Source organism: Porticoccus sp. GXU_MW_L64, from assembly GCF_052983295.1.
This window is the reverse complement of the sequence record NZ_JBRKJK010000001.1, coordinates 43,680-68,093: the sequence shown is the minus strand read 5'-3', so window position 1 is coordinate 68,093 and position 24,414 is coordinate 43,680. Positions and strand designations below refer to the sequence as shown.

Annotated in this window: 22 protein-coding genes and 1 tRNA gene; 17 read left to right on the top strand and 6 right to left on the bottom strand. The window is 52.4% G+C overall.

Translation table 11 applies throughout. The features are described from left to right. Positions 1–56: 56 nt before the first annotated feature. The 3 genes from ACVBEJ_RS00360 to trxB form a co-directional block, all read right to left on the bottom strand. Positions 57–803: an arginyltransferase gene (locus ACVBEJ_RS00360; protein ID WP_447127605.1), complete on the bottom strand. Its 747-nt coding sequence runs from the start codon at positions 801–803 to the stop codon at positions 57–59. 103 nt (positions 804–906) lie between these two features. Next, positions 907–1,590 carry a leucyl/phenylalanyl-tRNA--protein transferase gene (gene aat, locus ACVBEJ_RS00355; RefSeq protein WP_447127604.1) on the bottom strand — a complete coding sequence of 228 codons (684 nt, stop codon included), beginning with the start codon at positions 1,588–1,590 and terminating at the stop codon, positions 907–909. A 99-nt stretch (positions 1,591–1,689) separates the two neighbouring features. Further along, complete coding sequence (trxB, locus tag ACVBEJ_RS00350; RefSeq protein WP_447127603.1) at positions 1,690–2,634, bottom strand: thioredoxin-disulfide reductase; 945 nt, start codon at positions 2,632–2,634, stop codon at positions 1,690–1,692. Between the two features lie 322 nt (positions 2,635–2,956). Here trxB and ACVBEJ_RS00345 point away from each other — a divergent pair, with 322 nt between their 5' ends. The 15 genes from ACVBEJ_RS00345 to ACVBEJ_RS00275 all read left to right on the top strand — a co-directional run bounded on the left by ACVBEJ_RS00345 (position 2,957) and on the right by ACVBEJ_RS00275 (position 19,232). Beyond that, positions 2,957–5,251 (top strand): DNA translocase FtsK, encoded by a 2,295-nt coding sequence (locus tag ACVBEJ_RS00345; RefSeq protein WP_447127892.1) that lies wholly within the window; start codon positions 2,957–2,959, stop codon positions 5,249–5,251. Between the two features lie 5 nt (positions 5,252–5,256). After that, entirely contained in the window at positions 5,257–5,877 is a 621-nt protein-coding gene (lolA, locus tag ACVBEJ_RS00340) for an outer membrane lipoprotein chaperone LolA (RefSeq protein ID WP_447127602.1), read from the top strand. A 148-nt stretch (positions 5,878–6,025) separates the two neighbouring features. After that, entirely contained in the window at positions 6,026–7,384 is a 1,359-nt protein-coding gene (locus ACVBEJ_RS00335; protein WP_447127601.1) for a replication-associated recombination protein A, read from the top strand. 1 nt (position 7,385) lies between these two features. Continuing rightward, positions 7,386–7,757 (top strand): fluoride efflux transporter CrcB, encoded by a 372-nt coding sequence (gene crcB / locus ACVBEJ_RS00330; protein ID WP_447127600.1) that lies wholly within the window; start codon positions 7,386–7,388, stop codon positions 7,755–7,757. 29 nt (positions 7,758–7,786) lie between these two features. After that, entirely contained in the window at positions 7,787–9,070 is a 1,284-nt protein-coding gene (serS, locus tag ACVBEJ_RS00325) for a serine--tRNA ligase (protein ID WP_447127599.1), read from the top strand. A 9-nt stretch (positions 9,071–9,079) separates the two neighbouring features. Continuing rightward, positions 9,080–9,814 (top strand): tRNA (N6-threonylcarbamoyladenosine(37)-N6)-methyltransferase TrmO, encoded by a 735-nt coding sequence (gene tsaA / locus ACVBEJ_RS00320; protein WP_447127598.1) that lies wholly within the window; start codon positions 9,080–9,082, stop codon positions 9,812–9,814. Then, positions 9,807–11,171, top strand: coding sequence for a glutathione-disulfide reductase (gorA, locus tag ACVBEJ_RS00315; protein ID WP_447127597.1), 1,365 nt, complete (start codon positions 9,807–9,809; stop codon positions 11,169–11,171). Before tsaA ends, gorA begins: the two co-directional genes overlap by 8 nt. 33 nt (positions 11,172–11,204) lie before the next feature. Next, complete coding sequence (locus tag ACVBEJ_RS00310) at positions 11,205–12,086, top strand: nuclease-related domain-containing protein (RefSeq protein ID WP_447127596.1); 882 nt, start codon at positions 11,205–11,207, stop codon at positions 12,084–12,086. 524 nt (positions 12,087–12,610) lie between these two features. Next, positions 12,611–14,620 (top strand): carboxy terminal-processing peptidase, encoded by a 2,010-nt coding sequence (locus ACVBEJ_RS00305; protein ID WP_447127595.1) that lies wholly within the window; start codon positions 12,611–12,613, stop codon positions 14,618–14,620. A 22-nt stretch (positions 14,621–14,642) separates the two neighbouring features. Continuing rightward, positions 14,643–15,476, top strand: coding sequence for an exodeoxyribonuclease III (gene xthA, locus ACVBEJ_RS00300; RefSeq protein ID WP_447127594.1), 834 nt, complete (start codon positions 14,643–14,645; stop codon positions 15,474–15,476). 88 nt (positions 15,477–15,564) lie between these two features. Further along, positions 15,565–16,161, top strand: a complete 597-nt coding sequence (locus ACVBEJ_RS00295) for a hypothetical protein (protein WP_447127593.1) — start codon at positions 15,565–15,567, stop codon at positions 16,159–16,161. A 1-nt stretch (position 16,162) separates the two neighbouring features. Beyond that, entirely contained in the window at positions 16,163–16,780 is a 618-nt protein-coding gene (locus ACVBEJ_RS00290) for an RNA polymerase sigma factor (protein ID WP_447127592.1), read from the top strand. Positions 16,781–16,825: 45 nt separating this feature from the next. Then, the gene (locus ACVBEJ_RS00285) at positions 16,826–17,182 is read left to right on the top strand and encodes a hypothetical protein (protein ID WP_447127591.1); all 357 of its coding nucleotides are present in this window, start codon (positions 16,826–16,828) and stop codon (positions 17,180–17,182) included. Continuing rightward, on the top strand, positions 17,179–17,439 hold the full coding sequence (locus ACVBEJ_RS00280; RefSeq protein WP_447127590.1) for a DUF3106 domain-containing protein: 261 nt from the start codon (positions 17,179–17,181) through the stop codon (positions 17,437–17,439). The genes ACVBEJ_RS00285 and ACVBEJ_RS00280 overlap by 4 nt, the downstream gene beginning before the upstream one ends. Before the next feature lie 167 nt (positions 17,440–17,606). After that, a complete protein-coding gene (locus ACVBEJ_RS00275) occupies positions 17,607–19,232 on the top strand; it encodes an electron transfer flavoprotein-ubiquinone oxidoreductase (RefSeq protein ID WP_447127891.1) in 1,626 nt (541 codons plus the stop codon). A gap of 55 nt (positions 19,233–19,287) precedes the next feature. Here the strand turns inward: ACVBEJ_RS00275 and ACVBEJ_RS00270 are convergent, their stop codons facing one another. Further along, positions 19,288–19,845 (bottom strand): DUF1285 domain-containing protein, encoded by a 558-nt coding sequence (locus tag ACVBEJ_RS00270; RefSeq protein WP_447127589.1) that lies wholly within the window; start codon positions 19,843–19,845, stop codon positions 19,288–19,290. An 8-nt stretch (positions 19,846–19,853) separates the two neighbouring features. After that, a complete protein-coding gene (locus tag ACVBEJ_RS00265; protein ID WP_447127588.1) occupies positions 19,854–20,513 on the bottom strand; it encodes a TetR/AcrR family transcriptional regulator in 660 nt (219 codons plus the stop codon). Positions 20,514–20,702: 189 nt separating this feature from the next. Here ACVBEJ_RS00265 and ACVBEJ_RS00260 point away from each other — a divergent pair. Together ACVBEJ_RS00260 and ACVBEJ_RS00255 are read left to right on the top strand one after the other, a co-directional pair. Beyond that, positions 20,703–20,779: transfer RNA gene (locus tag ACVBEJ_RS00260), tRNA-Pro, on the top strand. A 791-nt stretch (positions 20,780–21,570) separates the two neighbouring features. Continuing rightward, positions 21,571–23,415, top strand: coding sequence for a ParB/RepB/Spo0J family partition protein (locus ACVBEJ_RS00255; protein WP_447127587.1), 1,845 nt, complete (start codon positions 21,571–21,573; stop codon positions 23,413–23,415). On the opposite strand, the gene ACVBEJ_RS00250 is transcribed toward ACVBEJ_RS00255, so the two are convergent. After that, positions 23,412–24,350, bottom strand: a complete 939-nt coding sequence (locus tag ACVBEJ_RS00250; protein WP_447127586.1) for a hypothetical protein — start codon at positions 24,348–24,350, stop codon at positions 23,412–23,414. The two genes, ACVBEJ_RS00255 and ACVBEJ_RS00250, sit on opposite strands and share 4 nt — an antisense overlap. Positions 24,351–24,414: the final 64 nt, after the last annotated feature.

Genomic DNA, 24,414 nt, shown 5'->3' with positions numbered 1-24,414 from the left:
CCTGCGGACGGGGTGTTCATTTTGAAAGGCGGCAATTCTGCCTGAAAAGCGACCGCTTAGCCACCACTTTTCGTGTTTTTGTCGCTGTGTGGCTGCCAGTTTCCCTCTGACAGTATTTCCACCGGTTTAAAGCGGGTTTTGTAACGCATTTTCTGACAGTCGGCTATCCAGTAACCCAGGTAGACATAAGGTAAATTGCGGCGGCGGGATTCCTCAACCGCTGTCAGAATGGCCATAGTACCCAAACTGCGGCGCTCTGCTTTAGGGTCGTAGTAGGTGTAAATGGCGGAAATGCCACGATCCAGAATGTCCACCAGGCTGCAGGCGACTAATTTTCCTTGGTAGCGAAATTCCAGATATCGGGTAAAGGCAAATGGCGAGGCAATAAAATCGTCATACTGGCTGCGAGTGGGCGGGTACATATCTCCGTCGGCGTGGCGCAGGCAGATATAATCGCTGTAAAGCATGAAGTGTTCGTCGTGGTCGACGCTGGATGCCAGGGTAATTTCCAAGTCGGCATTGTCGCGGATGCAGCGTCGTTGCTGGCGGTTAGGTTTGAATGCCGCAACGGGAATCCGCGAGGGCTGACAGGCGCTGCAGCTCTGGCAGTGGGGGATATACAGGTATTTGCCACTGCGCCGAAAGCCACTGTCGGTAAGGCGATCATACACCGGGGCAGTCAAGGGCAGAGATGGGTCGACAAAGGCGGTAGTGGCGCTGCGGTTTTTCAGGTAGCTGCAGGGGTGTGGTTCGGTTAGAAATAACCGAATAGTGGATACATCTGGTGAAATATCACGGGACATAAAAGCCTCTTTGCTGTCACCCTGAGCTCGGCGAGTGATTTCTATGCTGGGTAGCAATGAGATTCTTCGCTACGCTCAGAATGACCAATCTGCAGCAATAGTACTACAAGTCAGACGGCAAGCTGAGCACCTCGGTTCCGTATTTTTGCAGCTGGGCGAGAAACTGCTGGCGGGGAATTTCCACCGCACCTAATGAGGAAAGGTGAGGGTTGGGCAATTGGCAGTCCACCAGTTTAAGTTTTGGCACCTGTTTACACAGTGCCAACAGCGCCAGCTTGGACGCATTGCTGACGGCACTGAACATGGATTCCCCACAAAATACCGAGCCCACCGCTATTCCATACAGGCCGCCCACCAAACACCCGTCACTCCAGACTTCCACAGAGTGAGCGTGCCCTTGTTGGTGTAGCTGACAGTACGCGCTCAGCATTTCATCCGTGATCCAGGTGCCACCGCCATCGTTGCGAGGCGTATTCTGGCAATGGCCGATTACCCCGGCAAAATCCCGGTTAAAGGTAATTTGATAGCGCTGTTGGCGATAGAGTTTTGCCAGGGTTTTGGATGTATGTAATTCACCGGGGTAAATCACCGCCCGTGGTTCCGGGCTCCACCACAACAGCGGCTCGCCCTCGCTGTACCAGGGGAATACTCCCTGGCGATAGGCGGTCATCAGGGTTTGTGGTTGCAGATTGCCGCCAACGGCCAACAGGCCATTGGGGTTGGTCAGCGCATTCTGTGGGGAAGGGAATACGGGTTGATGGCTGTCGAGTAGTGTCAGTTCAGTCATGGTGAACTACTCCGGTCATCTTGGGCGTAGCGAAGAATCTCAATGTACTTGATGCAAAGAGATTCTTCACTGCGTTCAGAATGACAAGAAGGCGGAGCTTTACAGGGAAAGAAACTTCTCCGCGTCCAGTGCCGCCATACAGCCGGAACCGGCGGAGGTAACCGCCTGACGGTAGATATGGTCGGCCACATCGCCAGCGGCAAAAATACCGGGAATGGTGGTTTGAGTGGCATTGCCTTCAGAGCCGCCCTGTACTTTCAGGTAGCCATCTTTCATATCCAGTTGATCCACAAACAAGTCGGTATTGGGCTTGTGGCCAATAGCGATAAATACACCACTCACATCCAGCTCTTTGGTGGTGCCGTCCTGGGTGCTTTTCAGGCGCAGGCCGGTAACACCGGCGTCATCACCCAGCACTTCGTCCAGGGTGTGATTCCACTCGATGTTGATATTGCCGCTTTCCACTTTTTCAAACAGGTGGTCCTGGAGGATTTTTTCGGAACGCAGCTCGTCGCGGCGGTGTACCAGGGTTACTTCACTGCAGATGTTGGACAGGTACATGGCTTCTTCAACCGCGGTATTGCCGCCGCCGATGACCGCCACTTTCTGATCCCGGTAGAAAAAACCGTCGCAGGTAGCACAGGCGCTAACGCCTTTGCCCATATAGGCTTCTTCCGAGGGTAGGCCCAGATACTGAGCTGAAGCACCGGTGCAGATAATTACCGAGTCGCAGGTGTAAGTTTCGTTGCCCACCAGTTTGAACGGGCGCTGGTTAAAATCCACGCTTTCAATGTGGTCAAAAATAACCTGGGTGTTAAAGCGTTCCGCGTGTTGTTGCATGCGCACCATCAGGTCTGGCCCCTGAACACCTTCCGGGTCGCCGGGCCAGTTATCCACATCTGTGGTGGTGGTGAGTTGGCCACCTTGCTGGATGCCGGTAATAACTACCGGGTTCAGGTTGGCGCGTGCGGCGTATACCGCTGCGGTGTAACCTGCAGGGCCAGAGCCGAGAATGATCAGGCGGTGGTGTTGAGGTTCAGACATCAATTTCTTCCTATATCTATTGGATTCTTGCTAACGGAGAGCCAGTTTGAGGCGCTTTATTTGAAAAAATTCCCTCAGGCAGTCATGCAGGCGGGTTATGATACTTAATACTGTAAACAGAACCAATACAATTGCCTGACAGCCACTATTTTGACCGTCAATGAAGCCTTACAATTGGCCCACTGTTCGTAGATAATCAAAAGCAGCTTTTATAACAACGACAATAGCTTGCAAAGGGAAGTTAAATAACTTGAGTAAGTCCAGCAGTTCCAGAAAAACCCCCGCAAACGAGGCTGCCAATAGCGGCCGCTTTGAGCTGATTATGCGTGAAGGAGCGCTGATTGGCTGGTTGGTAGTGTGTATCTACCTGCTGATTGCGCTGTTCAGCTTTTCCGCCAGTGATCCCGGGTTCTCCCACACCGGCAGTCGCGATATGGTCAGCAACGCCGCTGGCCCCACCGGTGCATGGCTGGCAGACGTATTGTTCTGGCTGTTTGGCATTATGGCTTACATGTTCCCGCTATTGCTGATTTGGCGCGCCTGGCGGGTGTTTCGCAGTAAACGTGACGATCAGCAACCACCGCTCGACTGGCTCACCTTTGCTCAACGCTGTTTGGGGCTGCTACTGGTAATGCTCAGCACTACCGCACTCACCGACCTGCATTACGGTACGGTCAGCTCAACATTACCGGAAGGTCTGGGTGGTGTTATGGGAGCGGGGGTGGCTCAGGTGGCAGTATCCGCCTTTAGCGTGGTTGGCAGCACTCTGGTATTGCTGGCAGTAGCGCTGTTTGGCCTGACCATTTTTGCGGATATTTCCTGGCTGGCGCTGATCGACGGGCTCGGGCGCATCAGCCTGTTCAGCTACGACTGGTTGCGCAGTCGGGTGGTCGCCATACGCAGCAATCGACAAGAAGCGCGCCAGGCATCAGAAGCTCAACAGGCCCGCAAAGAAAAAGTCGCCAAAAAGGTCAAGGCGGCGGAAAAACGCATTCCCCCCAGCATCCAGATGCCCACTGCACCTGCCAAAGCCGCTCCCAGCAAGCGGGCGGTAAAAGAAAAACAAACCACCCTGTTTGAAGAGCCGCTTACTGGCACGCTGCCCGCCATTGGATTGCTGGATGCGGCAGACGGCGATTCCGGCAAAGGGTTTTCCAAAGAATCTCTTGAAGCCATGTCTCGCCTGTTGGAGTTAAAGCTGCAAGACTTTGGTATCTCCGCAGAAGTTGTCGAAGTTATGCCGGGGCCGGTTATTACCCGCTTTGAAATCCAGCCCGCCCCCGGCGTAAAAGCCAGCCGCATTACCAACCTGGCCAAAGACCTGGCCCGCTCCCTGGCGGTAGTGAGTGTGCGGGTAGTAGAGGTAATCCCGGGCAAGTCGGTCATGGGTATCGAAATTCCCAATGAACACCGTGAAATGGTGCGCCTGTCAGAAGTGGTGTCATCCGACGTATATGAAAGCGCCTACTCGCCGCTGACCCTGGCTTTGGGTAACGATATTTCCGGCATCCCCACGGTAGCCGACCTTGCCAAAATGCCCCATTTGTTAGTCGCAGGCACCACTGGCTCCGGTAAGTCCGTGGGCATTAACGCCATGCTGTTGAGTCTGCTGTTTAAATCGTCGCCGGAAGAAGTGCGGTTAATTCTGGTGGACCCCAAAATGCTGGAATTGTCGGTGTACGATGGCATTCCCCATTTGCTCACCCCGGTCATCACCGATATGAAAGACGCCGCCAACGGGCTGCGCTGGTGTGTGGGGGAGATGGAGCGCCGTTACAAACTGATGGCGGCCATGGGTGTGCGTAACATTTCCGGATTTAACCGCAAGGTAAAAGACGCCATCGCTGCAGGAGAACCCATTCCGGACCCACTGTGGCAGCCCGACCCCCATGCTGCCGTGTTCGAGGAGGACATTCCGCAACAGCCCCCGACCCTGGAAGCACTGCCTTACATCGTTGTGGTGATCGACGAATTTGCCGACATGATGATGATTGTCGGCAAAAAAGTGGAACAACTGATTGCCCGTATTGCCCAGAAAGCGCGGGCGGCGGGTATTCATCTGATTCTCGCCACTCAGCGCCCCTCGGTAGATGTGATTACCGGCCTGATCAAAGCCAACGTTCCCAGCCGTATTGCGTTCCAGGTGTCGTCGAAAATTGATTCCCGCACCATTCTTGACCAGGGTGGCGCCGAACAACTGCTGGGCCACGGCGACATGCTCTACCTGCCCCCAGGCAGCGGCGTGCCGGTGCGGGTACACGGTGCTTTTGTGGACGACCACGAAGTGCACAAAGTGGTGGCCGACTGGAAGCGCCGCGGCGAGCCGGAATACCTGGATGAGATTCTCGATGAGGGCGTGACCAACACCATCGCCGTTCCCGGCTTTGCCGCCGAGGGCGAAGGCGATGGTAACGACGAGTCCGATGCGCTCTACGACGAAGCGGTGAATTTTGTATTGGAAAGTCGCAAAGCCTCCATTTCAGCGGTACAGCGCAAGCTGCGTATCGGCTACAACCGCGCCGCGCGCCTGATCGAAACCATGGAGGCCGCCGGTGTGGTCAGCCCCATGGGAAGCAACGGCAGCCGGGAAGTGTTGGCACCTGGCGGACGGGATTAAGGAACATGATGAAATTACAGTGTGTTGTTTGTTGTGTATTTTTTGCACTGGCTGCACAAGCGGGTGGCCAGCCTGCAGCCGAGCGACTGCAAGCATTGCTGACGCCCATCGAAAGTCTCGGCGGCAAGTTCCAACAGAATCAATACGACCAGGCAGGAGAGCACCTGGCAGAACTTCAGCAACAAGGTGATATGCAGGTAACACGCAGTGGCAAAGTTCGCTGGATCGTGGCCGGTGAATACGGCCAACAGCTGATCAGCGATAGCAACACCCTTTGGTTGTACGACCCGGATCTGGAGCAGGTTACCATTCAATCGGTTAGCGAAGATGATAGCGCTGCTCCAGCGTTGTTATTGATGGGTGATTTTGAAAAACTCCAGGCTAACTACCGTATTCAGCAAGGTGAAGGTAAAGACAGCTTCACGCTTTACCCGCGCCAGCCAGCCAGCCTCTATCAGCACATTATTATCCGCTTTAGCGAAGGGGTTCCGGAAGCTCTTGCCATAACAGACAACCTGGGAGAGCGCACCGAAATCATATTCCAGCAAATAACAGTCAACCCAACTTTGGACGACAGTCAATTTGTGTTTGATATACCCGATGGGGTGGATGTGATATATAACTAATAGCTCTCGTCATCCCCGCACTCGCTGTCATTGCGAGGAGCCGAAGGCGACGCGGCAACCTCCTTCTACGAAGTGCTTGTCTGGAGATCGCCGCAGTCGCTTCGCTCCTTCGCGATGACGAAAAATATTATTCGCCGCTAGATCGTCAATGACCCCATCCATCTTCCAGCAAACTGTTTACCGCCCATTGGCAGCCCGTATGCGCCCGCAAACTCTGGGGGAGTACGTTGGCCAGTCGCACATTCTTGGCGATGGCAAACCCCTGCGGGATGCCATTGAAGCGGGGCTGCTGCATTCCATGGTGTTCTGGGGGCCACCGGGTGTGGGCAAAACCACCCTGGCAAGAATTATCGCCCAGAGCGCAGACGCCCACTTTGAAACCCTTTCTGCGGTGTTGTCCGGGGTTAAAGATATTCGCGCTGCCATCGACCGCGCCAAAGAGGAGCGCGATATCCGTGGGCGCAAAACCATCCTGTTTGTGGACGAGGTGCACCGTTTTAACAAATCCCAGCAAGACGCCTTTTTGCCATTTGTGGAAGATGGCACTGTAGTATTGATTGGCGCCACCACCGAAAACCCGTCTTTCGAACTCAACAATGCTCTGCTGTCCCGTTGCCGTGTTTATGTGCTGCGCAGCCTCAGCGAAGATGAAGTAAAAGCCGTAGTCAACGGTGCCCTGAGTTCCGAACGAGCGCAACTGCCCGATGATATGAGTTTGTCCGCCGATGCCATGAACGCACTGGTGGCTGCCGCCGATGGCGATGCCCGTACCGCCCTCAACCTGCTAGAGATCGCCAGTGACCTGGTGGGGGAGAGCGGTTGCATCGAGCTGGAAAGCGTGCAGGAAGTGCTGGTGGCAGACACTCGCCGCTTTGACAAAGGTGGCGAGAACTTTTACGACCAGATTTCCGCCATGCACAAATCCGTGCGCGGCTCATCGCCAGACGCCGCGCTCTATTGGCTGGCGCGCATGCTCGACGGAGGCTGCGACCCGTTGTATATCGCCCGCCGGGTGGTGCGTATGGCCAGCGAAGATATTGGCAATGCCGACCCAAGAGCGTTGCGCTTGTCCCTGGACGCCTGGGAAACCCAGGAGCGTTTAGGTAGCCCGGAAGGGGAGTTGGCTATTGCTCAAGCATTGGTGTATCTGGCAGCGGCCCCAAAAAGTAACGCCGTGTACACAGCATTCAAACAGGCGATGCGGGACGTGAAACAGCAACCCAGCTACGAGGTGCCAATGCACTTGCGCAATGCTCCTACCAAACTGATGAAAGAGTTGGACTACGGCCGCGAATACCGCTACGCCCACGACGAGCCCAATGGTTATGCCGCCGGTGAATGTTATTTCCCGGAAGACATTCAAAACACAGGCTACTACCATCCAGTACCCCGCGGTCTGGAGCAAAAAATAGCTGACAAACTTCAACACCTGAGAGCTCTGGATAAAGACAGTGGCGAGCAACGCTACTCACCATCCAGTCCGAAATCGAATGGGGAGGGGCACTGACATGCAGTGGTTGGCTGTAGCTTTTGGCGGTGCTCTGGGGGCAGTTTGTCGCTTTGGTGTAAATACCCTGGTGTTCCCGCTGTTGGGTGAACGCTTCCCGTTGGGAACGTTGCTGGTCAACCTTGTCGGCTCCTTTCTGATGGGGTTTTTGTATGTGCTTGTCGCGGATAAAGGTGTGCTCCCCGGGGAATGGCGCAACCTGCTGATGGTGGGTTTTCTCGGCGCCTTCACCACATTTTCGGCGTTCTCGCTTGACGCCCTGGCTTTGTGGCAGAATGGCCACCCTGTATTGTCCGTTAGCTATATTATAGTCAGCGTGGTGGGTTGCTTGTTGGCAACCCTGTTGGCAATCTGGTTGACGCGACTCATTTAAGACTTACTGACCAATAAAGATACCTGTTTATGCTCGATCCCAAATTTATCCGCTCAGATATGGATGCGGTTACCGCTGCGCTTGCAAAGCGCAATTACCAGTTCGATAGTGAAAAATTCGAAACCCTGGAAACCAAAAGCCGGGAACTGCAAGCCGGCTCTCAGGCGCTACAGGCAGAGCGCAAAACCCTGTCCAAATCCATCGGTCAGGCCATGAAGGAGGGCGGCGATGTCGATACCCTGAAAGCCCGGGTTGCCGAGTTGGGAGAGCAATTTGATGCCGCCAAGCAAGAGCTGGACAAGGTTCAGGCGGAATTTCACGACATGATGTTGAGCATCCCCAACACACCTCACGACTCTGTGCCTGCCGGAACCAGCGAAGACGACAATGTGGAACTGCGCCGCTGGGGGTCACCCAAAACATTCGACTTTAAAGTAAAAGATCACGTTGACCTGGGCGCTGATCTCGGTGGTATGGATTTTGAGACCGCCGTAAAGCTCACCGGCTCGCGCTTTGTGGTCATGCAGGGTGATATCGCCAGGCTGCATCGGGCACTGATTCAATTTATGCTGGATACCCACACCGCTGAACACGGTTACCGGGAAATGTACGTGCCCTATATCGTCAACAGCGACTCGCTGTACGGCACCGGTCAGCTGCCCAAGTTTGCCGAAGACCAATTCAAGCTCGAAGGTCAGCATGAGTTTTACCTGATTCCAACCGCCGAGGTGCCTGTCACCAACACCTTGCGTGGCGAGATTGTGGAAGCAGAGCAGCTGCCACTTAAATACACTGCCCATACGCCTTGTTTCCGCAGTGAAGCGGGCAGCTATGGACGCGACACCCGCGGCATGATTCGCCAGCACCAGTTTGAAAAAGTGGAAATGGTGCAGTTCGTCAAACCCGGTGATTCCTGGCAGGCGTTGGACGAGTTAACTCGATGTGCGGAAGTGATTCTGGAAAAGCTCAATCTGCCTTATCGCACCATGGTATTGTGCGGTGGTGATACTGGCTTTTCCGCTGCCAAAACCTACGATATTGAAGTGTGGTTGCCCTCGCAGAATACGTACCGGGAAATTTCCTCCTGCAGTAACTTTTGCGATTTTCAGGCGCGCCGCATGAAAGCTCGCTGGCGCAACCCGGAAACCGGCAAGCCGGAATTGCTGCATACCCTGAACGGTTCTGGCCTTGCGGTGGGTCGCACCCTGGTGGCAGTGCTGGAAAACAACCAACAGGCAGACGGCAGCGTTGTGGTACCAGAGGCATTGCGCGGGTATATGGGGGGTGTGGATACACTACGGCCTGCGAAGTAGTGTGGTATTTTGAACACTCAGTCTTTTGACATCATCGGTACCGTTCACTCCCCTTACAAGGAGAAGTTTGCGGTGCCGCGCCAGCCGGGGTTGGTGCCAGCGGCCAGGGGGCGAATTGAACTGCTGCCTCCGTTCAACCACCCAGACAGCGTCCGCGACCTCAACCAATTCAGCCATTTGTGGGTGTTGTTTGTATTCCACGGTACTCAGCAACAAGGCTGGAAACCTCTGGTCAGACCACCGCGCCTGGGTGGTAACCAGAAAACCGGCGTGTTTGCCAGCCGTTCGACATTTCGCCCCAACCCCATCGGTATGTCTGTAGTGACTCTGGATGCAGTGAAAGAGGAGGGCGGGCAGAGTTGGCTTGAGATCAGCGGTTTCGACCTACTGGACCAAACACCGGTTATCGATATCAAGCCCTATCTGCCTTATTGCGACAGTCTTGGCAACGCCAGTGCGGGATTTGCTCACCACAAGCCGGAAGCCAAAGCTCGTGTGACGTTCTCCCGGCAGGCAGAGCAACAAATTCGATTTGCCATTGAAAAAATCCCCGACTTGAAGGAATTTATCGGCCAGGTATTGTCTCAAGACCCTCGCCCAGCCTATCGGCGCAATGATTGGAGCGACAGCAATCAATATGGCGTCAAACTGTATGAATTTAATATTATCTGGATGGTGGAAGGCCACCATCACTTTCAGGTAGTGCGCATAGAAAAGGAAAATCAAAGGACATCTTATGAGTAATAGCGATTACGACTACGATTTATTTGTTATTGGCGCCGGTTCCGGCGGTGTACGCGCCGCACGCATGTCGGCCCAATACGGCGCCAAAGTTGCCGTTGCCGAGCAGCAGCATTTGGGTGGAACCTGCGTCAACGTAGGCTGTGTCCCCAAAAAACTGTTTGTCTACGCTTCAGAATTTGCAGAAGAATTCCATGCCGCCAAGGGCTTTGGCTGGGATATTGAGCAACCACCAACACACCAGTGGCAACGCTTGATCGCCAACAAAAACGCTGAGATAAGGCGTTTAAACGGTATTTACGGCAACCTGTTGGACGGTTCAGGGGTGGACCTGTTCGAAAGCAAGGCCACCATTACTGGCCCCAACCAACTATCAGTTGGGGGGCAGACAATCACCGCAGAGCGAATACTGATCGCCACCGGTGGCTACCCCTTCGTGCCTCAATTTCCCGGCAATGAATTGGCCATTACCTCCAACGAAGCCTTCTACCTGGATAACCTGCCAGAGAAAATTATCGTTGTTGGCGGGGGATACATTGCTGTGGAATTTGCTGGAATATTCAATGGTTTAGGTGTGGAAACTCATCTAATTTATAGGGGTCCGATGTTTTTAAGAGGCTTTGATAATGATGTTCGCGAAGCTCTGGCCACCGAGATGAAAAACAAAGGTGTTCACCTGCACTTTGATACCAATATCGAGTCCCTGGAAAGCATCGAAAAAGGCCAAATCAAAGCCACACTTACCGATAACTCTACATTGTCCGTAGGCCAGGTGATGTACGCCACAGGACGCAAAGCGAACCTGGAAGGGCTGGGCCTGGAAAACACAGCGGTAGAAGTGCGCAAAAACGGCTCCATTGTGGTGGACGACAACTTCCAGACAGCCGAAGCTGGCGTATACGCTATTGGCGATGTGATCGACCGAGTGGCCCTGACGCCAGTGGCCATCACAGAAGCCATGTCATTGTCTGCGGCACTCTACAAAAACGAGCACGCCCCAGTGGACTACAGCAATATTCCCACAGCCGTATTCAGCCAACCGAATATCGGTACCGTGGGACTCAGCGAAGAACAGGCCAGAGAGCAGTACGGCGATATTCGCGTCTATAAAAGCCAGTTCCGCGCCATGAAACAAACCCTGGGTGGCGGCAACGACAAAATACTGATGAAACTGATCGTCGACAACGCCACAGACAAAGTAATCGGCTGCCACATGCTGGGAGATCACGCTGGAGAAATTATCCAGGGCATCGGCATCGCCATCAAAGCGGGCGCCACCAAAGCGGACTTCGACAATACCGTGGGTATTCACCCAACAGCGGCGGAGGAGTTTGTGACGATGAGAGAGCCAGTAAGTTAACAGGCCAGTAACTCAGAAGAGGGGGGGCGAATCATGGAAAGAATGCTTATCAATGCGGCAATAATGCTGCTGCCTCTGTTCTTCTCTTTAGCAGTGTTGCATTACCTGTCATTCAAACAAAGGAATTATCTCAACCCACTATCAAAATCCATACGCCGGCCAGCAGGAACACAGCTGGCTCGGCAGCTGGGAGGAGAGCAGTTATCCATAGGCTTTTCTCTGGCGTTTGTGTTCTGTGGGTTTTTCTTTATTCCCTTCAATTCTTTTCAATCTACAACATCTGAGACCATTATCTTTGCAGTCACGGGTGTCCTTTTTGCTATAGGTGGACTTTGTGATTTGGCCAGGCGTTTTAAGCGCATCCAGGTTCTTCGTCTTGGCTACGAGTGTGAGCTTGCCGTTGGTCAGGAGCTGGACCAACTTATGCTAAAAGGCTTTAGGGTTTTTCACGATATACCGGCAGAGGGATTCAATATCGACCATTTGGTTGTTAGTCCGGCAGGGGTATTTGTTGTAGAGACCAAAGGGCGTTCCAAGCGGAAGTCTTCTCGCAAAAATCCGAAAACTGAGTTTAAGGTTGTGTACAAAAATGGAGTTTTAAAATTTCCAGGCTGGCAAGAGGTTCTTCCAATAAAACAAGCGCAGTCACAAGCGAAATGGGTTCGCAATTGGCTCACCAAAGCAACCGGCTTTGAAGTTTTATCCCTTCCGGTAATCGTCCTTCCTGGCTGGTATGTGCAACAGGCGTCCAAGCCTGACATACCCGTACTTGCATTGGGGTTTGTTGAAAGATTTTTCACAAAATTTAACCCTGGCACAAGGCCGCTGTCTGAGCAAAAAATCCAGCAAATTAGCTACCAGGTTGAGCAGAGGGTCAGGGATCTGGCACCAGGCGAAATAGTTAGACCTTTGTAAGTTTAAACGTGGAAAGTCTATAGGGATAGCGCCAATTTAAACCCAGGGCTGCGCATAATGTATATTATGTTAAATTAAGCTTTAATAAATCGTCACTCAATCCTTTCATCTGCACCCAGCTAACCTTGTAGCCCTCTCCTTAAAACCTGATAGTCGCCTACCACCTCCCCGTAAACAGGCATAAATTATCAGTAAGCAAGCTACTTATTAGTTTATTATCAAAAGCTTATAGAAATATATTAATGTAATTTGATAATTATAGTCTGCGTTCGGCTGAGGCGTTTCATCTGGTGCATTCCATTTATGTAAAAAACTGTAACCCCTCTAGGGGAAATTTTTACCACTGGTGGTAAACTCCGGCCAAAGTCCCTTGTCGTATTAAGGGTGAAATTGACAGGTTGTTTATGCTTATGCTGAAAATCCACAGAGCTCCTCTACTTCTTTCGCTGCTGTTCGCTGGCAGCTTTACCGCAAGCGCCGCGACACTGGATAGGCTTGAACCAGAGAAAAAACACGGCAAGTTAATGAAGGAGATGCTTTCAGCGCTGGTTTCCGGGCACTACCAAAAGCGCGCTATTAACGATAATTTTTCCCAAGAGCTTTACGACGCTTACTTGAACGCCCTGGATGCGACCAAAAGCCACTTTTTGCAATCTGATATCAACCAGTTCTCCTCCTGGCGACTGGCGTTGGATGATGCACTCAAACAAGGTCGCCTGGAGTTTGGTTATTCCGCCTACAACCGCCTGCAGGCTATTCGCCTGAAGCACCTGGAACACAATATCGAGTTATTGGAAAGCGATTATCAGTTCAATCTGGACGACGATGAATCCCTGCCGCGCAATCATAAAGAGAGGGATTGGCTGCAGTCTGCTACAGAGCGTCAGGAATTGTGGCGTAAAACCATCGAAGCTGAACTGGTGCAAAAACTTCTTGCAGGCGAACAGCTGGACAAGGCCCGCGAGCAGCTGGTCAAACGCTATCAAAATCAGTTAAAACTGCTGCAGCAAACGGAATCGCGGGATGTGTTCAGTGCCTACGCCGGCATCACCGCCACCCTTTTTGACCCCCACACCAACTACTTTTCCCCCAGCAACAGCGATACCTTCAACATCAATATGTCTCTGTCTTTAGAGGGTATTGGAGCGGTTTTACAGCGCACTGACGACTATATAGAAGTGGTGAGTATTGTGCCTGGCGGCCCTGCTGACAAGCAGGGGCAATTGCAAGTAGGCGATAAGATTGTTGCCATCAAAAACCCCGGTGATCAGGAGCATACCAACCTGGTAGGCTGGCGCCTGGATGACGCCGTAAATCTGATTCGAGGCCCCAAAAGCAGCATTGCTTCACTGCAGGTCTTGCCGGGCAAGGCGGAAGCCTCCGGGCTGATGAAAACCATCGATATCACCCGCGACAAGGTAAAGCTGGAAGATCAGGCAGCGCAAAAACAGATTGTAGACGTGCCCGTTGGCGGTACCACCTATCGCGTCGGTGTTATTGATATTCCCACGTTTTACCTGGATTTTGAGGCGCTGCGCAAAAACGATCGCAATTACCGCAGTACCACTAAAGACGTGTCTCGATTGATGGGTGAACTGCTCAGTGATGATGGTGTGGATGGCATTATCCTGGATTTGCGCGGCAATGGCGGCGGCTCCCTGCTGGAGGCCACACACCTCAGCGACATGTTTATCAACCCCGGCCCGGTGGTACAGATTCGCTCCAGCAATGGGCAGATAGACCGCACCCAGCGTTCACGGCGTCCCGCGGCTTACAAGGGGCCGCTGGTGGTATTGATTGATCGCCTCAGCGCTTCCGCATCGGAGATTTTCGCCGGGGCTATTCAGGACTACGGACGCGGCATTATTGTCGGCAGCCAGAGCTTTGGTAAAGGCACCGTGCAAACCCTGCAACCTCTTGGCAAGGGCCAGTTGAAACTGACCGAACACAAGTTTTACCGCGTTTCTGGCGACAGCACTCAAAGCCGGGGAGTGGTGCCGGATATTCACTTTCCCAGCCAGGCAAACCCGGAAAAAATTGGTGAAAGCAGTAACGAAAACGCCCTGCCCTGGGATCGTATTCGCGCCGCCCCCTACCGACAGTTTGGCAACCTTTCCGAGCAACTTGTTCTGCTGCAACAGAATCACCAACGCAGAGCCAATCAGGACCCGGATTTTAACTACGCCGTGGAATCTGCTGAACTGGGGCGTCGCTTCAGTGAGGAAAATGAGCTTCCCTTAAGCCTTAACCTGAAACAACGAAAAGCCATTCTGGAACAGCGTCAACAACAGCAGTTGAGTCTGGAAAACCAGAGGCGCAGCACTAAAGGACAAGAACCTTATCAAGACTTCGAGGCGTACGAGGCAGCAGTTGAGGATATAGATGTAGACACACTGCCGCTGGCAGAAAAAGACCCTCTGTTGATGGAGGCAAGCCGTATTGTTGCCGACATGGTTTTGTTGAAACAGAACCCCAGGCGCTTTGCCCGGCAACTGCAAAAAGACGAACTGAGCAATAACCTGAGCCATCAGTAATCCCAGTGCCCGTGAACCAAATATGAGCCAAACCAGCTTCAAATGTGTTTCCTTTAATGTGAACGGGCTTCGCGCTCGCTTGCATCAACTGCAGGCAGTAATTGACAGTCACCAGCCCGAGGTCATTGGCCTGCAGGAAACGAAGGTGCACGATGACGAATTCCCCCTGGAAGCCTTGCAGTCCATGGGCTATCAGGTGACTTATCACGGCCAGAAAGGGCATTACGGTGTAGCACTGCTGTGCAAGCGCCCTCCCCTGACAACCAGTAAAGGGTTTCCCGGTGATGATGACGATGCCCAGCGGCGCCTGGTAAGTGCCACAGTGGAGCTTGACAGTGGAACCCGCCTGCAAGTCATCAACGGTTATTTTCCGCAAGGGGAAAGCCAGCAACACCCCCTCAAATACCCGGCCAAAAAAGCCTTCTATGCCAACCTGCTTGAACTGTTAAACAGCGCCTGTAATCCGGCGGATCATCTGCTGATTATGGGTGATATGAATATCTCCCCTTCCGACCTGGACATCGGCATCGGTGAAGACAACCGCAAACGCTGGCTGCGCACTGGCAAATGTTCATTTTTGCCGGAAGAGCGGGAGTGGTATCAGGCGCTTTATGACTGGGGGCTCGGCGATTGCTACCGCAAGCACTACCCGGATAGCCAGCAGCATTACAGCTGGTTCGACTACCGCAGTCGCGGTTTCGAACGCGAGCCCAAGCGTGGCTTGCGTATAGACCACCTGCTGGCCACGGCGCCTCTCTTGCAAAGTTGCAGCGCCGCCGGTATTGACTACCAGATTCGAGCCATGGAAAAACCTTCAGACCACGCTCCGGTATGGGCGGAGTTTCAGCGACTGTAATCTGTCAACCACTACATAATCACCGCGTTTTCCTGTGCACGCCTGTGCTGTTTATTTGGCAACCTAACTTGGCAAACAGGAGAGCTCCATGAAAGTATCGGGATCAATTGCCCTGCTATTACTGGCATTAACCACCGCGCCGGCCTTTGCCGACAGCAGCGCTTATGACCAACAGGGCTACACTGGTAAATTCAGCAATCACCACAGCAGTTATTTACTGGCCCATGGTGGCGATCGCCACTACCACACCAACAAACATCGCAAATACAGAAACAATCGCAGGCACCATCGCAATCATTATCGCAGTCACGGCGGTTATGATTATCACTTGGACTTCCACGTTTACCCTTATTACCGCTCAGACCGTCGTTATCGCCACCACAAGCGCAATTACCGCCGCCACTACCGCCACCAAAAACGGCACCACCGATACCGTGACTATCGTTGCGGCTATCGCAATGATGGTGTGACCTGGCTCGCTGGCGCTGTTGTTGCCAGCGAGTTATTGCATTACGCCTTCGACAATCCTCAGGATGAATGGCACTATAGCGGCCATCGTGACTACTCGGCTGATGATTGGGCCGATGACTGGAGCGACGCGGATTTTCAAGAGTACGCCCCTGTCACCGAGGTTGATCACGAACAACACTACCGCAGCTACCATGCAACAAGGTATGGCGGCTGATATGACCACAGCAAGCAGCTATGCGGTTGGTATTACCAGCACCGCTCAAAAAATGGAGGTTGCGCTGGATAACCGCACTCTGAATGACTTTTTGCGCTCGGTAGAAAAGCGTGGCTTTCGAATGGCTCAGGTTGCAGTGGGCAACCGGGAAGATGCGCTGGACATAGTGCAAGACACCATGAGCAAACTGGCGCAGCTGTATGGGGACCGCACCTGGGACGATTGGCGCCCCTTGTTTTATCGAATATTGCGCAGTCGCATTAACGATTTTCACCGCCGCAGAGCGGTACAAAACCGCTACCGCACCTGGATAGAGCGCCTCAAACCCGCCTCTATAGAACCTCAGGATCAAGCGGCCGACCCCTATGAGTATGTCGCCGCAGCGGAGCACGTAAACCCGGATGCGGAGCTAGAGAGCGACCAGCGCATCGCCCGCCTGGAACAAGCCATACAGGATTTACCCAAGCGCCAGCGTGAAGCTTTTATGCTGCGCTGCTGGGAAGGTTTGAGCACCGCTGACACAGCCAGCGCCATGCAGTGCAGCGAAGGCAGTGTAAAAACCCACTACTTTCGGGCGCTGCAGGCGTTGCGCGCCAAGTTGGGGGAATGTTGGCGCTAGCCAATAGATATTGTAAATTGATCGACTATCAATGAGGTAGCAGAAATGAAACAGCCCGAGCAACTGGAACAGCAGCTTCGGCAAACACTGCGGGAGTCTGAAACAAATATTCCAGATAGCCTGCAGTCCCGGTTGGCCGCCGTGCGTCAGGAGGCCCTGGCCAATCCTGAGCCCGGAAAATCACAACCCATGTTTACCTGGCCCGGATTTGCTGTGGGCATGGCAACCGTTGTGGTCGTGGCAATGCTGTTCGCACCGATGTTTAACAACAATAACAGCGCAACATTCACCAACACCGCGGCGATGGCCATGGTGGAGCAGGAAATCGAAAACGACCTGGAATTCTATCAGTGGCTGTTGGAAACTGATGCCATAGAGGGTCTTCACGAGCAACAACCATGAAACGAACTGTTTTCTCTCTGGCTCTTATTGTCTTTTTAGCTGCTACTGGCTTGCCAGTCGATGCTGATGCCAGCGACAAAGACAAGCAGAAAAAGCATCAAAAAGACAAATCTCGAAACAACTATAAAGTCCTCCCGCCCAAGCAGCGGGAGAAAATTCGCAATGTTCGCGACCGCTATCAAGAGTTATCCCCCCAGAAAAAGCGACAGCTGCGCGAAAAATGGCAGCGAGACAAGCGCAAAAAACAAAGCAAGTAATCGCGACCACCCCGTCACTATCCTGCACTGATTTTTTCACCGTACCCATGACGCCTCCTCAATTGTCAGGGTAGAATGCCTTGCATCAGAGCCTGTTCTCCCTAGCGTGAACAGGTCTTGGAAACCTTCGTTAAAAACTTTTGGAGAGTGACGTGCAGCGAGAATCCATGGAGTACGACGTTGTAGTAGTTGGCGCTGGCCCGGCTGGTCTGTCAGCTGCGTGCCGCCTTAAACAGTTGTCGCCAGAAACCTCAATCTGTGTTGTGGAGAAAGGCTCTGAAGTAGGCGCTCATATTCTTTCTGGGGCTGTGTTCGAGCCCAAAGCGCTCAATGAGCTATTCCCGGACTGGCAAGAGCGTGGTGCTCCACTGCACACCGCGGTGAGCAGCGACGATATTCTGCTGCTGTCAGATGCCCAAAAATTCCGCAAGATTCCCGGTTTTTTTGCCCCTAAAACCATGCACAACCATGGCAACTACATCATCAGTCTGGGCAACTTGTGCCGCTGGCTGGCGCAGCAGGCTGAAGCTCTGGGTGTGGAAATTTTCCCTGGTTTTACCGCCTCCGAACTGGTGTTTGATGACAATGGTGCGGTAAAGGGCATCGCCACTGGCGATATGGGCTTGTCTGCCGACGGCAACCAGAAAGACAGTTACATGCCCGGTATGGAATTACACGGCAAATACACCCTGTTTGCCGAGGGTTGCCGGGGTCATTTGGGTAAGCAGCTTATTGCCAAATACGAGCTGGATAAAGATAAAGAACCCCAGCATTATGGTTTGGGAATCAAAGAGTTGTGGTCAATACCTGAAGAAAAACATCAACAAGGGCTGGTGGTCCACAGTGCCGGTTGGCCGCTTTCGGAAAGCAACTCCAGTGGCGGTGGCTTCCTCTACCATCTGGAAGACAACCAGATAGCTGTGGGCTTGATTACGGACTTGTCATACCACAACCCCCACGTCAGCCCGTTTGATGAATTTCAGCGCTACAAGCACCATCCCGCCATTGCCCGCTATCTTGAAGGGGGGCAGCGAATTTCATACGGTGCCAGGGCCTTGGTAAAAGGTGGTTTGCAAGCACAACCCAAAATGACCTTTGCCGGTGGTTTGTTGATTGGTGATGACGCCGGCACGCTCAATTTCGCCAAGATCAAGGGTACCCATACCGCTATGAAAAGCGGCATGGTGGCGGCAGAGTGCATTGCCGAAGCATTGGCGAACAGTCAAAGCGGCGATGATTTAACCGCTTTTGAAAGCGCATACCAAAACAGCTGGGCCTGGAAAGAGCTGCATGCACAACGCAACTTTGGCCCCGCTCAACACCGCTGGGGCAATGTGCTTGGCTCCGCTTACGCTTTTTTGGACATCAATATATTCAATGGCAAGCTGCCCTGGACCCTGTCAGATCTGAAAGCGGATTGGGACACTTTGAAACCCGCCAGTGATTGCCAGCCCATCAACTACCCCAAACCCGATGGCAAACTGAGTTTTGACAAGCCTTCCTCGGTGTTCCTTTCAAACACCAACCACGAGGAAGACCAGCCCTGTCACCTTAAACTGGCAGACAGCGCCATCCCTTTAAACCACAATTTGCCCATATTTGACGAGCCCGCACAGCGTTACTGCCCGGCAGGAGTGTATGAAGTGGTAGAAAGCGCCGACGGTGACAGGCAGTTCCAAATTAACAGCCAGAACTGCGTGCACTGTAAAACCTGTGATATCAAAGATCCCAGTCAGAATATCACCTGGGTGGTGCCCGAAGGTGGTGGCGGGCCCAACTATCCAAATATGTAAGTTAACACCTCCGCTCCACGATTGGTGGATTACGCCGCTTCGCGGCTAATCCACCCTACTCCAGAGCAAAGAATGCCCCGAGACTGACTACCCCATGGCGAGAACACCCATCGCCCTCGCCCAGCTGAGCCCAGTCTGCCAATTGGTAATAAACCGAGCGGCTCAACAGCCCCGGCAGATTGCCCCGTACGCGAATATAAGGGAGGAGTTCATTGCCCTTCCCTGACGGTTCCATCCAAATGGGATTGTCGGGCCCCGCCACCACCTGGTTGCCAGTATTGGCGGTAAAACAGAGTGCGTCTTCCCCGGCTTCCTGTCTGCGTTCGACCTCAACCAAAAGAAACGGAGCACATTCCACACGTATACGCAGCTTTTCCACGGGGGTTACTAAATAGTAGTCATTCCCTTCCCGCTTCAGTACGGTGGAGAATAGCTTTACCAGCTCCGGTCGCTGGATGGCACTGCCCTCGTACAGCCAGGTGCCATCCCGCCGAATCAGTAAATCCATGTCGCCACAAAACGACGGATTCCACTTATCCACCGGAGGCAGTGAGGCGTTGGCTTTTTGTTGTTCAGCAAGCAGAGTGGCAAACAGGGAGGAGACTTTTGACACAACCGTCGTCAGCTGCGCAGCTGCCCCCGGTTGCCCATAGTGACACCAATGTCGGTGATGTAGTCCAGCAGTTTATGCTTGTCGCGAATGTTGAGAAAATCCAGAGTCTGATTAAAAAACAGATCCACAGCCCCCTGAGCCAGAGCCCAACAAGCCAGGTAGTGGTGGTGTGGGGGAACATCTTCCAGGCGTCCTGCGCTGATCAAATCCGCCACCATGTTGTTGAGACGTTCCATATTGGCGTGGCGCAAATTGTGCAACTTCTTCAGCATAACGGACATTTCAGGCTCTGCTTCCAAACGTACTTCCAGTTGTTGAACCAGGCGATCCAGAGCCGGGTTGCTCAGACGGGAGCGAAAGTAGGCTGTGGCGGCCGCGCCGGGCTCGCCATTGCGGGCGCGTGCTATACCATCGTTGAGATTTTCACTTAAGCGGTTCTCGTAATCCATGACAATACGCATCAGAATTTCGTTTTTTGTCATGAAGTGCTTGTACACCGTACCCTTGCCGATGCCTGCCATGCGTGCAATATCGAACACAGTAACGCGATCCACCCCTTTATCCAGCAATAACTCTAAAGCGGCTTCAACAATTTTTTCTTCACGGGCCATAAAATGGCGCTTTTTCTCGCGAATTTTTTCGGTACTGGTGTTTCTGGTTGTTTTCATAACTAGGGGAATCACAGGAGAAGAACACCCTTAAGCATAGGCACCTAGCCGACGAAGAACAAATAAAATCTGCTCACAATTGTCCTTGGGTAAACTTTTTACAGCACAAATGGCCAGCGACAAGACAATATACAGGGCCATAAACGGTGCTATAATGCCGCCGTTTTCCGCTTCGGCAAGCGGAATTATCGGAGTGTAGCGCAGCCTGGTAGCGCACCTCGTTCGGGACGAGGGGGTCGGAGGTTCGAATCCTCTCACTCCGACCAATAAAAATCAAATAAATCAATAACTTAAAAAAATGTATCGCTGTTGTGTTTTTTGCAGCTTACAATTTACACAGTATTTACACAGAAATAAATCCCACATCTACTTTGCTCACATGACAATTATAAACAGGCTCAATACAGCATTTGAGCCTATATCTATATCGCCGTCAGAGAACTAAGAGGGCTTATCACTTTGCGGCCAGCCATGCTAAAAAGGCCGCTGATTATGTTCTGAGCTGCTCTGATGTAGATGCCCTGTATGAAAGCGAAAATTAATACAGGCAATCAATTATACGATATGAGTCGATTTCATTTATTCAAGTTCACACCTACCCTTTGAAATTGACTCAAGAATCATCCTGGGTGTAACTATTTATAGGTTCGCCGATTTGAACTGCCCCGTCTTCGACACCGGCAGATCAAAGCGGCGTTTTTTGGCAGATCGTTCCGAACTGCCTCGGCGGCACAAATCGCCGCATAAGGATGCCAGGCATTCGCCTTGGCGCTCACTGACTCTACCTTCCCTCTGGGCCTTGCCACAGCGTAGCACCTGATTCGCGGGCGTCGAGGTATCCCCCACATTTCGTAAACGAAATGCTGCGCTGGCTCACAACTGCCTTGAGCCTGCTTGCCCTTCGCCTTGCTTCGGGTGGCCTGCCCGTTGGGGGGAACCCTGCCTCGACGCCCGCGAATCCGGTGCTTTCGCGCCCGGTGGGGCTGGGCGCTGCTGGGGGTTTTCAACCCCAGAGGGAGTGGGGGTTAAACCCTTAAACACAACAAGAGGCAGAATCATGTATACACAAATACCTTTAAACCAACTCACCATTTCACCCCGCAATGTTCGCACTGTGAATCCATCGAAAGCGGCAGATAAAGAGTTGATCGCCAGCTTACAGAGTCACGGGCTATTGCAGAATCTGGTGGTGACACGGGCCAAACGTGGCAAATTTGAGGTGGAAGCTGGTGGCCGTCGATTGGCTGGCTTGGAGTATCTGGCCAAGCAGAAGGAAATCCCCGATGACTACCTGACAGACTGCAACCTCAAAACCAAAGACGATGCCCTCACTGAAATCTCTCTGGTTGAGAACACGCACCGCGTAGCCATGCACCCAGCGGATGAACTGGTGGCCTATTCCGACCTCATAGACAACCAAGGGCTTGAAGCGACCGAGGTAGCCGAGCGATTTGGCAAGCCACTGACCCATGTGAAGAAAATATTGAGCCTGGGCCGAGTATGCCCAAAATTAATGGACGAGTACCGCAAAGGGAAGTTAACCATTGAGGAAATGCAAGCCTTCACTCTGTCCGATGATCACGAGAGACAGTTGGCTTGTTATCGGGAACTGAGCAAAAACTACCAACTTTACCCCGGCGCCATCAAATGCTGGCTAATGGGTGAAGCGGTGACCACCAATAGTCGTATCGGTGCATTTGTCGGTAAAGCGGCCTACGTGAGAGCCGGTGGCGCTGTATCCACTGACCTGTTTGGGAAAAAGGTTTATCTCTCCGACCCGGAATTGGTATACACCCTGGCCGAGAAAAAACTCACCAAGACAGCCGAGAAGATTGTTTCTGATGAAGGCTGGTCGGGCTTTACGGTCGTTTGCAGTTCGGATTTCCGCGAAGCTGAGGAAGGTAAAGTCCAACTTTCGCCAGAACATATCGGCGTTCCAGACAAACTTCGCCACCGACTGGCAGATTTGGAGGCCGAATTGAAAGAGATCGATACTCGTGGAGAAGATGAAAATTGGCCCGATGAATTGCTCGATGCTTCTAATGAGAAAGAAGATGAAATCACCCAAGCAGAGAAAGCGATTGACGAATATCTCACCTACACCGATGATCAAAAAGCCATTTCCATCATTATTGTGGGGTTCGACTACCAAGGTAAGCTGCTGGTCAAACGTGGTATGGCTGATCGCAAAGCCGTTCAAGCCAACAATACGAACGACGAAAACCATGAGTCAGATACTCATGACCAAGGCGAGAAACAGCCCTGTATCTCAAATGCACTGAAAACCGATTTGGGCATGTATCGCCAACAGGCCTGCAAGGCTGTTATTGCCAACAAGGCTTCTGTCGCCATTGATTTGCTGCACTACACGATCTGTTTCAAAGTGCTGGCTGAGTGGGGTTGCAGCAAGTGTGATCTGCTTGATACCAGCATACGCTTTGTTGGCAGCGAAACCACACGGAAAGACACCAAGGAATCCATCGCTGCCTCCGAACTGGAAGAAGCCCGCGCCGCACTGGATACACAATGGCTGACCCCAGACACCCAGGCAGAGCGATTTGATGCCTTCCGTGCCTTACCCAAGCGGACAAAAGAGAAGCTGCTGGCCTATTGTGTGGCATCGTCCCTGACCATTGAAACCCGAGGTGTATCCGATCTGCAAGACCACTTGATTGATCTGCTGGAAGTCCCCTTTGAAAAGTACTGGCGGCCAACAAAGGAAAACTACTTATCAAGAGTTAGCCTTCCAATTCTGGCCAGCACACTGGAGCCAGTTCTTGGTAAAGAGTGGGCAGATAAAGCCAAAAGTGGGAAGAAAGGCCAAGTGGTTGAGGGGTTGGTTGAACACTTTACCAATCCGCCAACAACGGAAGCGGCCAAATGGGTGCCTTCTGAATTTTAGGCATCCTTTGAATCAGGGAGAGATAATTGATAGCCGCTCTTGCGGGCTGATTGTTCAATCAGTCCGCTTTTTTCCAGGCATTTGAAGATGAGTTTAAGGAAACTCCGACTGACCCCATAGCCCGCCGCCTGGCATTGTCGCAATGAGGGCTTCACGTTCCCCAAAATAACATCCATTGCAATGCGAATGGCTTTGGCCTCTCGTTGTTGAAAGAGTTCGGCCTCTGTGGGGACTCTTTTAGTTTTATTTTTTTTGGGTCTCGGGGTGTTGAGGCTGATCATCCCAAGACTGCTGACTTCCAGTAACAACCCAAGCAGCCCGTAGAAGACCATTCTTATCCAACGGCTGTCAAAGCCCAATAAAGCAGAGATGTCAGTAAAAAGTTGGCGGCTCGCAAGCCGTGGGGCTAGCTCGCTCGTTAATGCTGCTTTTTGCTGAATGTGCATTGCTACCTGCGCCTTTACATCGGCTATGGCCTGAACATCTTCCTGAGCGCGTTGCCACTGGCTGTGATAAGCACTGTCGAAACGCTTGTTAGCCAATCGTTGCAGATTCTCTGCCTGAGATTGCAGGCTGGTGATTTTGTGGTTCAGGGACTCTACCTGGCGTTCCGCGTCTCTATGGCCCGACAACAAATTGACTTCCGAGGTAAAAAAGAAAGCGCAGCTGGCCAACCAGGAAAAGAGCATCAATGTTAAAGCGGTAACTGTATTGAAAACACCCCGCGCCCTGTACCGCCAAAAGATGTACTTGCAGGCGTCTATTGCCACTCCCAGACAAACCAGCAATACGGTTCCCAAGATATAAGATAGGCCATTCCCTTCCAGAGTGTTCTCTGGTTTTCCGACTTGACCAATTTCTATCGCAAACAGGCAGGTAAAAACCGCACTTATCAGACAAATAAAGTACTGCGTTATCTGTAAAACCCGTTTCACAAATTGACCACTTTCATAAAATTATCATGTAGCCTATAAATAGAGTTAACCCTTTATATTGTTT

Excerpts from the sequence above, each read along its gene's own strand:
- xthA (WP_447127594.1), top strand. The coding sequence starts at position 14,643 with ATGAGCCAAACCAGCTTCAAATGTGTTTCCTTTAATGTGAACGGGCTT.
- ACVBEJ_RS00295 (WP_447127593.1), top strand. The coding sequence starts at position 15,565 with ATGAAAGTATCGGGATCAATTGCCCTGCTATTACTGGCATTAACCACC.
- trxB (WP_447127603.1), bottom strand. The coding sequence starts at position 2,634 with ATGTCTGAACCTCAACACCACCGCCTGATCATTCTCGGCTCTGGCCCT.
- lolA (WP_447127602.1), top strand. The coding sequence starts at position 5,257 with ATGATGAAATTACAGTGTGTTGTTTGTTGTGTATTTTTTGCACTGGCT.
- aat (WP_447127604.1), bottom strand. The coding sequence starts at position 1,590 with ATGACTGAACTGACACTACTCGACAGCCATCAACCCGTATTCCCTTCC.
- ACVBEJ_RS00275 (WP_447127891.1), top strand. The coding sequence starts at position 17,607 with ATGGAGTACGACGTTGTAGTAGTTGGCGCTGGCCCGGCTGGTCTGTCA.
- ACVBEJ_RS00290 (WP_447127592.1), top strand. The coding sequence starts at position 16,163 with ATGACCACAGCAAGCAGCTATGCGGTTGGTATTACCAGCACCGCTCAA.
- ACVBEJ_RS00280 (WP_447127590.1), top strand. The coding sequence starts at position 17,179 with ATGAAACGAACTGTTTTCTCTCTGGCTCTTATTGTCTTTTTAGCTGCT.
- serS (WP_447127599.1), top strand. The coding sequence starts at position 7,787 with ATGCTCGATCCCAAATTTATCCGCTCAGATATGGATGCGGTTACCGCT.
- ACVBEJ_RS00335 (WP_447127601.1), top strand. The coding sequence starts at position 6,026 with ATGACCCCATCCATCTTCCAGCAAACTGTTTACCGCCCATTGGCAGCC.
- ACVBEJ_RS00265 (WP_447127588.1), bottom strand. The coding sequence starts at position 20,513 with ATGAAAACAACCAGAAACACCAGTACCGAAAAAATTCGCGAGAAAAAG.
- gorA (WP_447127597.1), top strand. The coding sequence starts at position 9,807 with ATGAGTAATAGCGATTACGACTACGATTTATTTGTTATTGGCGCCGGT.
- ACVBEJ_RS00310 (WP_447127596.1), top strand. The coding sequence starts at position 11,205 with ATGGAAAGAATGCTTATCAATGCGGCAATAATGCTGCTGCCTCTGTTC.
- ACVBEJ_RS00345 (WP_447127892.1), top strand. The coding sequence starts at position 2,957 with ATGCGTGAAGGAGCGCTGATTGGCTGGTTGGTAGTGTGTATCTACCTG.
- ACVBEJ_RS00360 (WP_447127605.1), bottom strand. The coding sequence starts at position 803 with ATGTCCCGTGATATTTCACCAGATGTATCCACTATTCGGTTATTTCTA.
- ACVBEJ_RS00305 (WP_447127595.1), top strand. The coding sequence starts at position 12,611 with ATGAAGGAGATGCTTTCAGCGCTGGTTTCCGGGCACTACCAAAAGCGC.
- crcB (WP_447127600.1), top strand. The coding sequence starts at position 7,386 with ATGCAGTGGTTGGCTGTAGCTTTTGGCGGTGCTCTGGGGGCAGTTTGT.
- ACVBEJ_RS00285 (WP_447127591.1), top strand. The coding sequence starts at position 16,826 with ATGAAACAGCCCGAGCAACTGGAACAGCAGCTTCGGCAAACACTGCGG.
- ACVBEJ_RS00255 (WP_447127587.1), top strand. The coding sequence starts at position 21,571 with ATGTATACACAAATACCTTTAAACCAACTCACCATTTCACCCCGCAAT.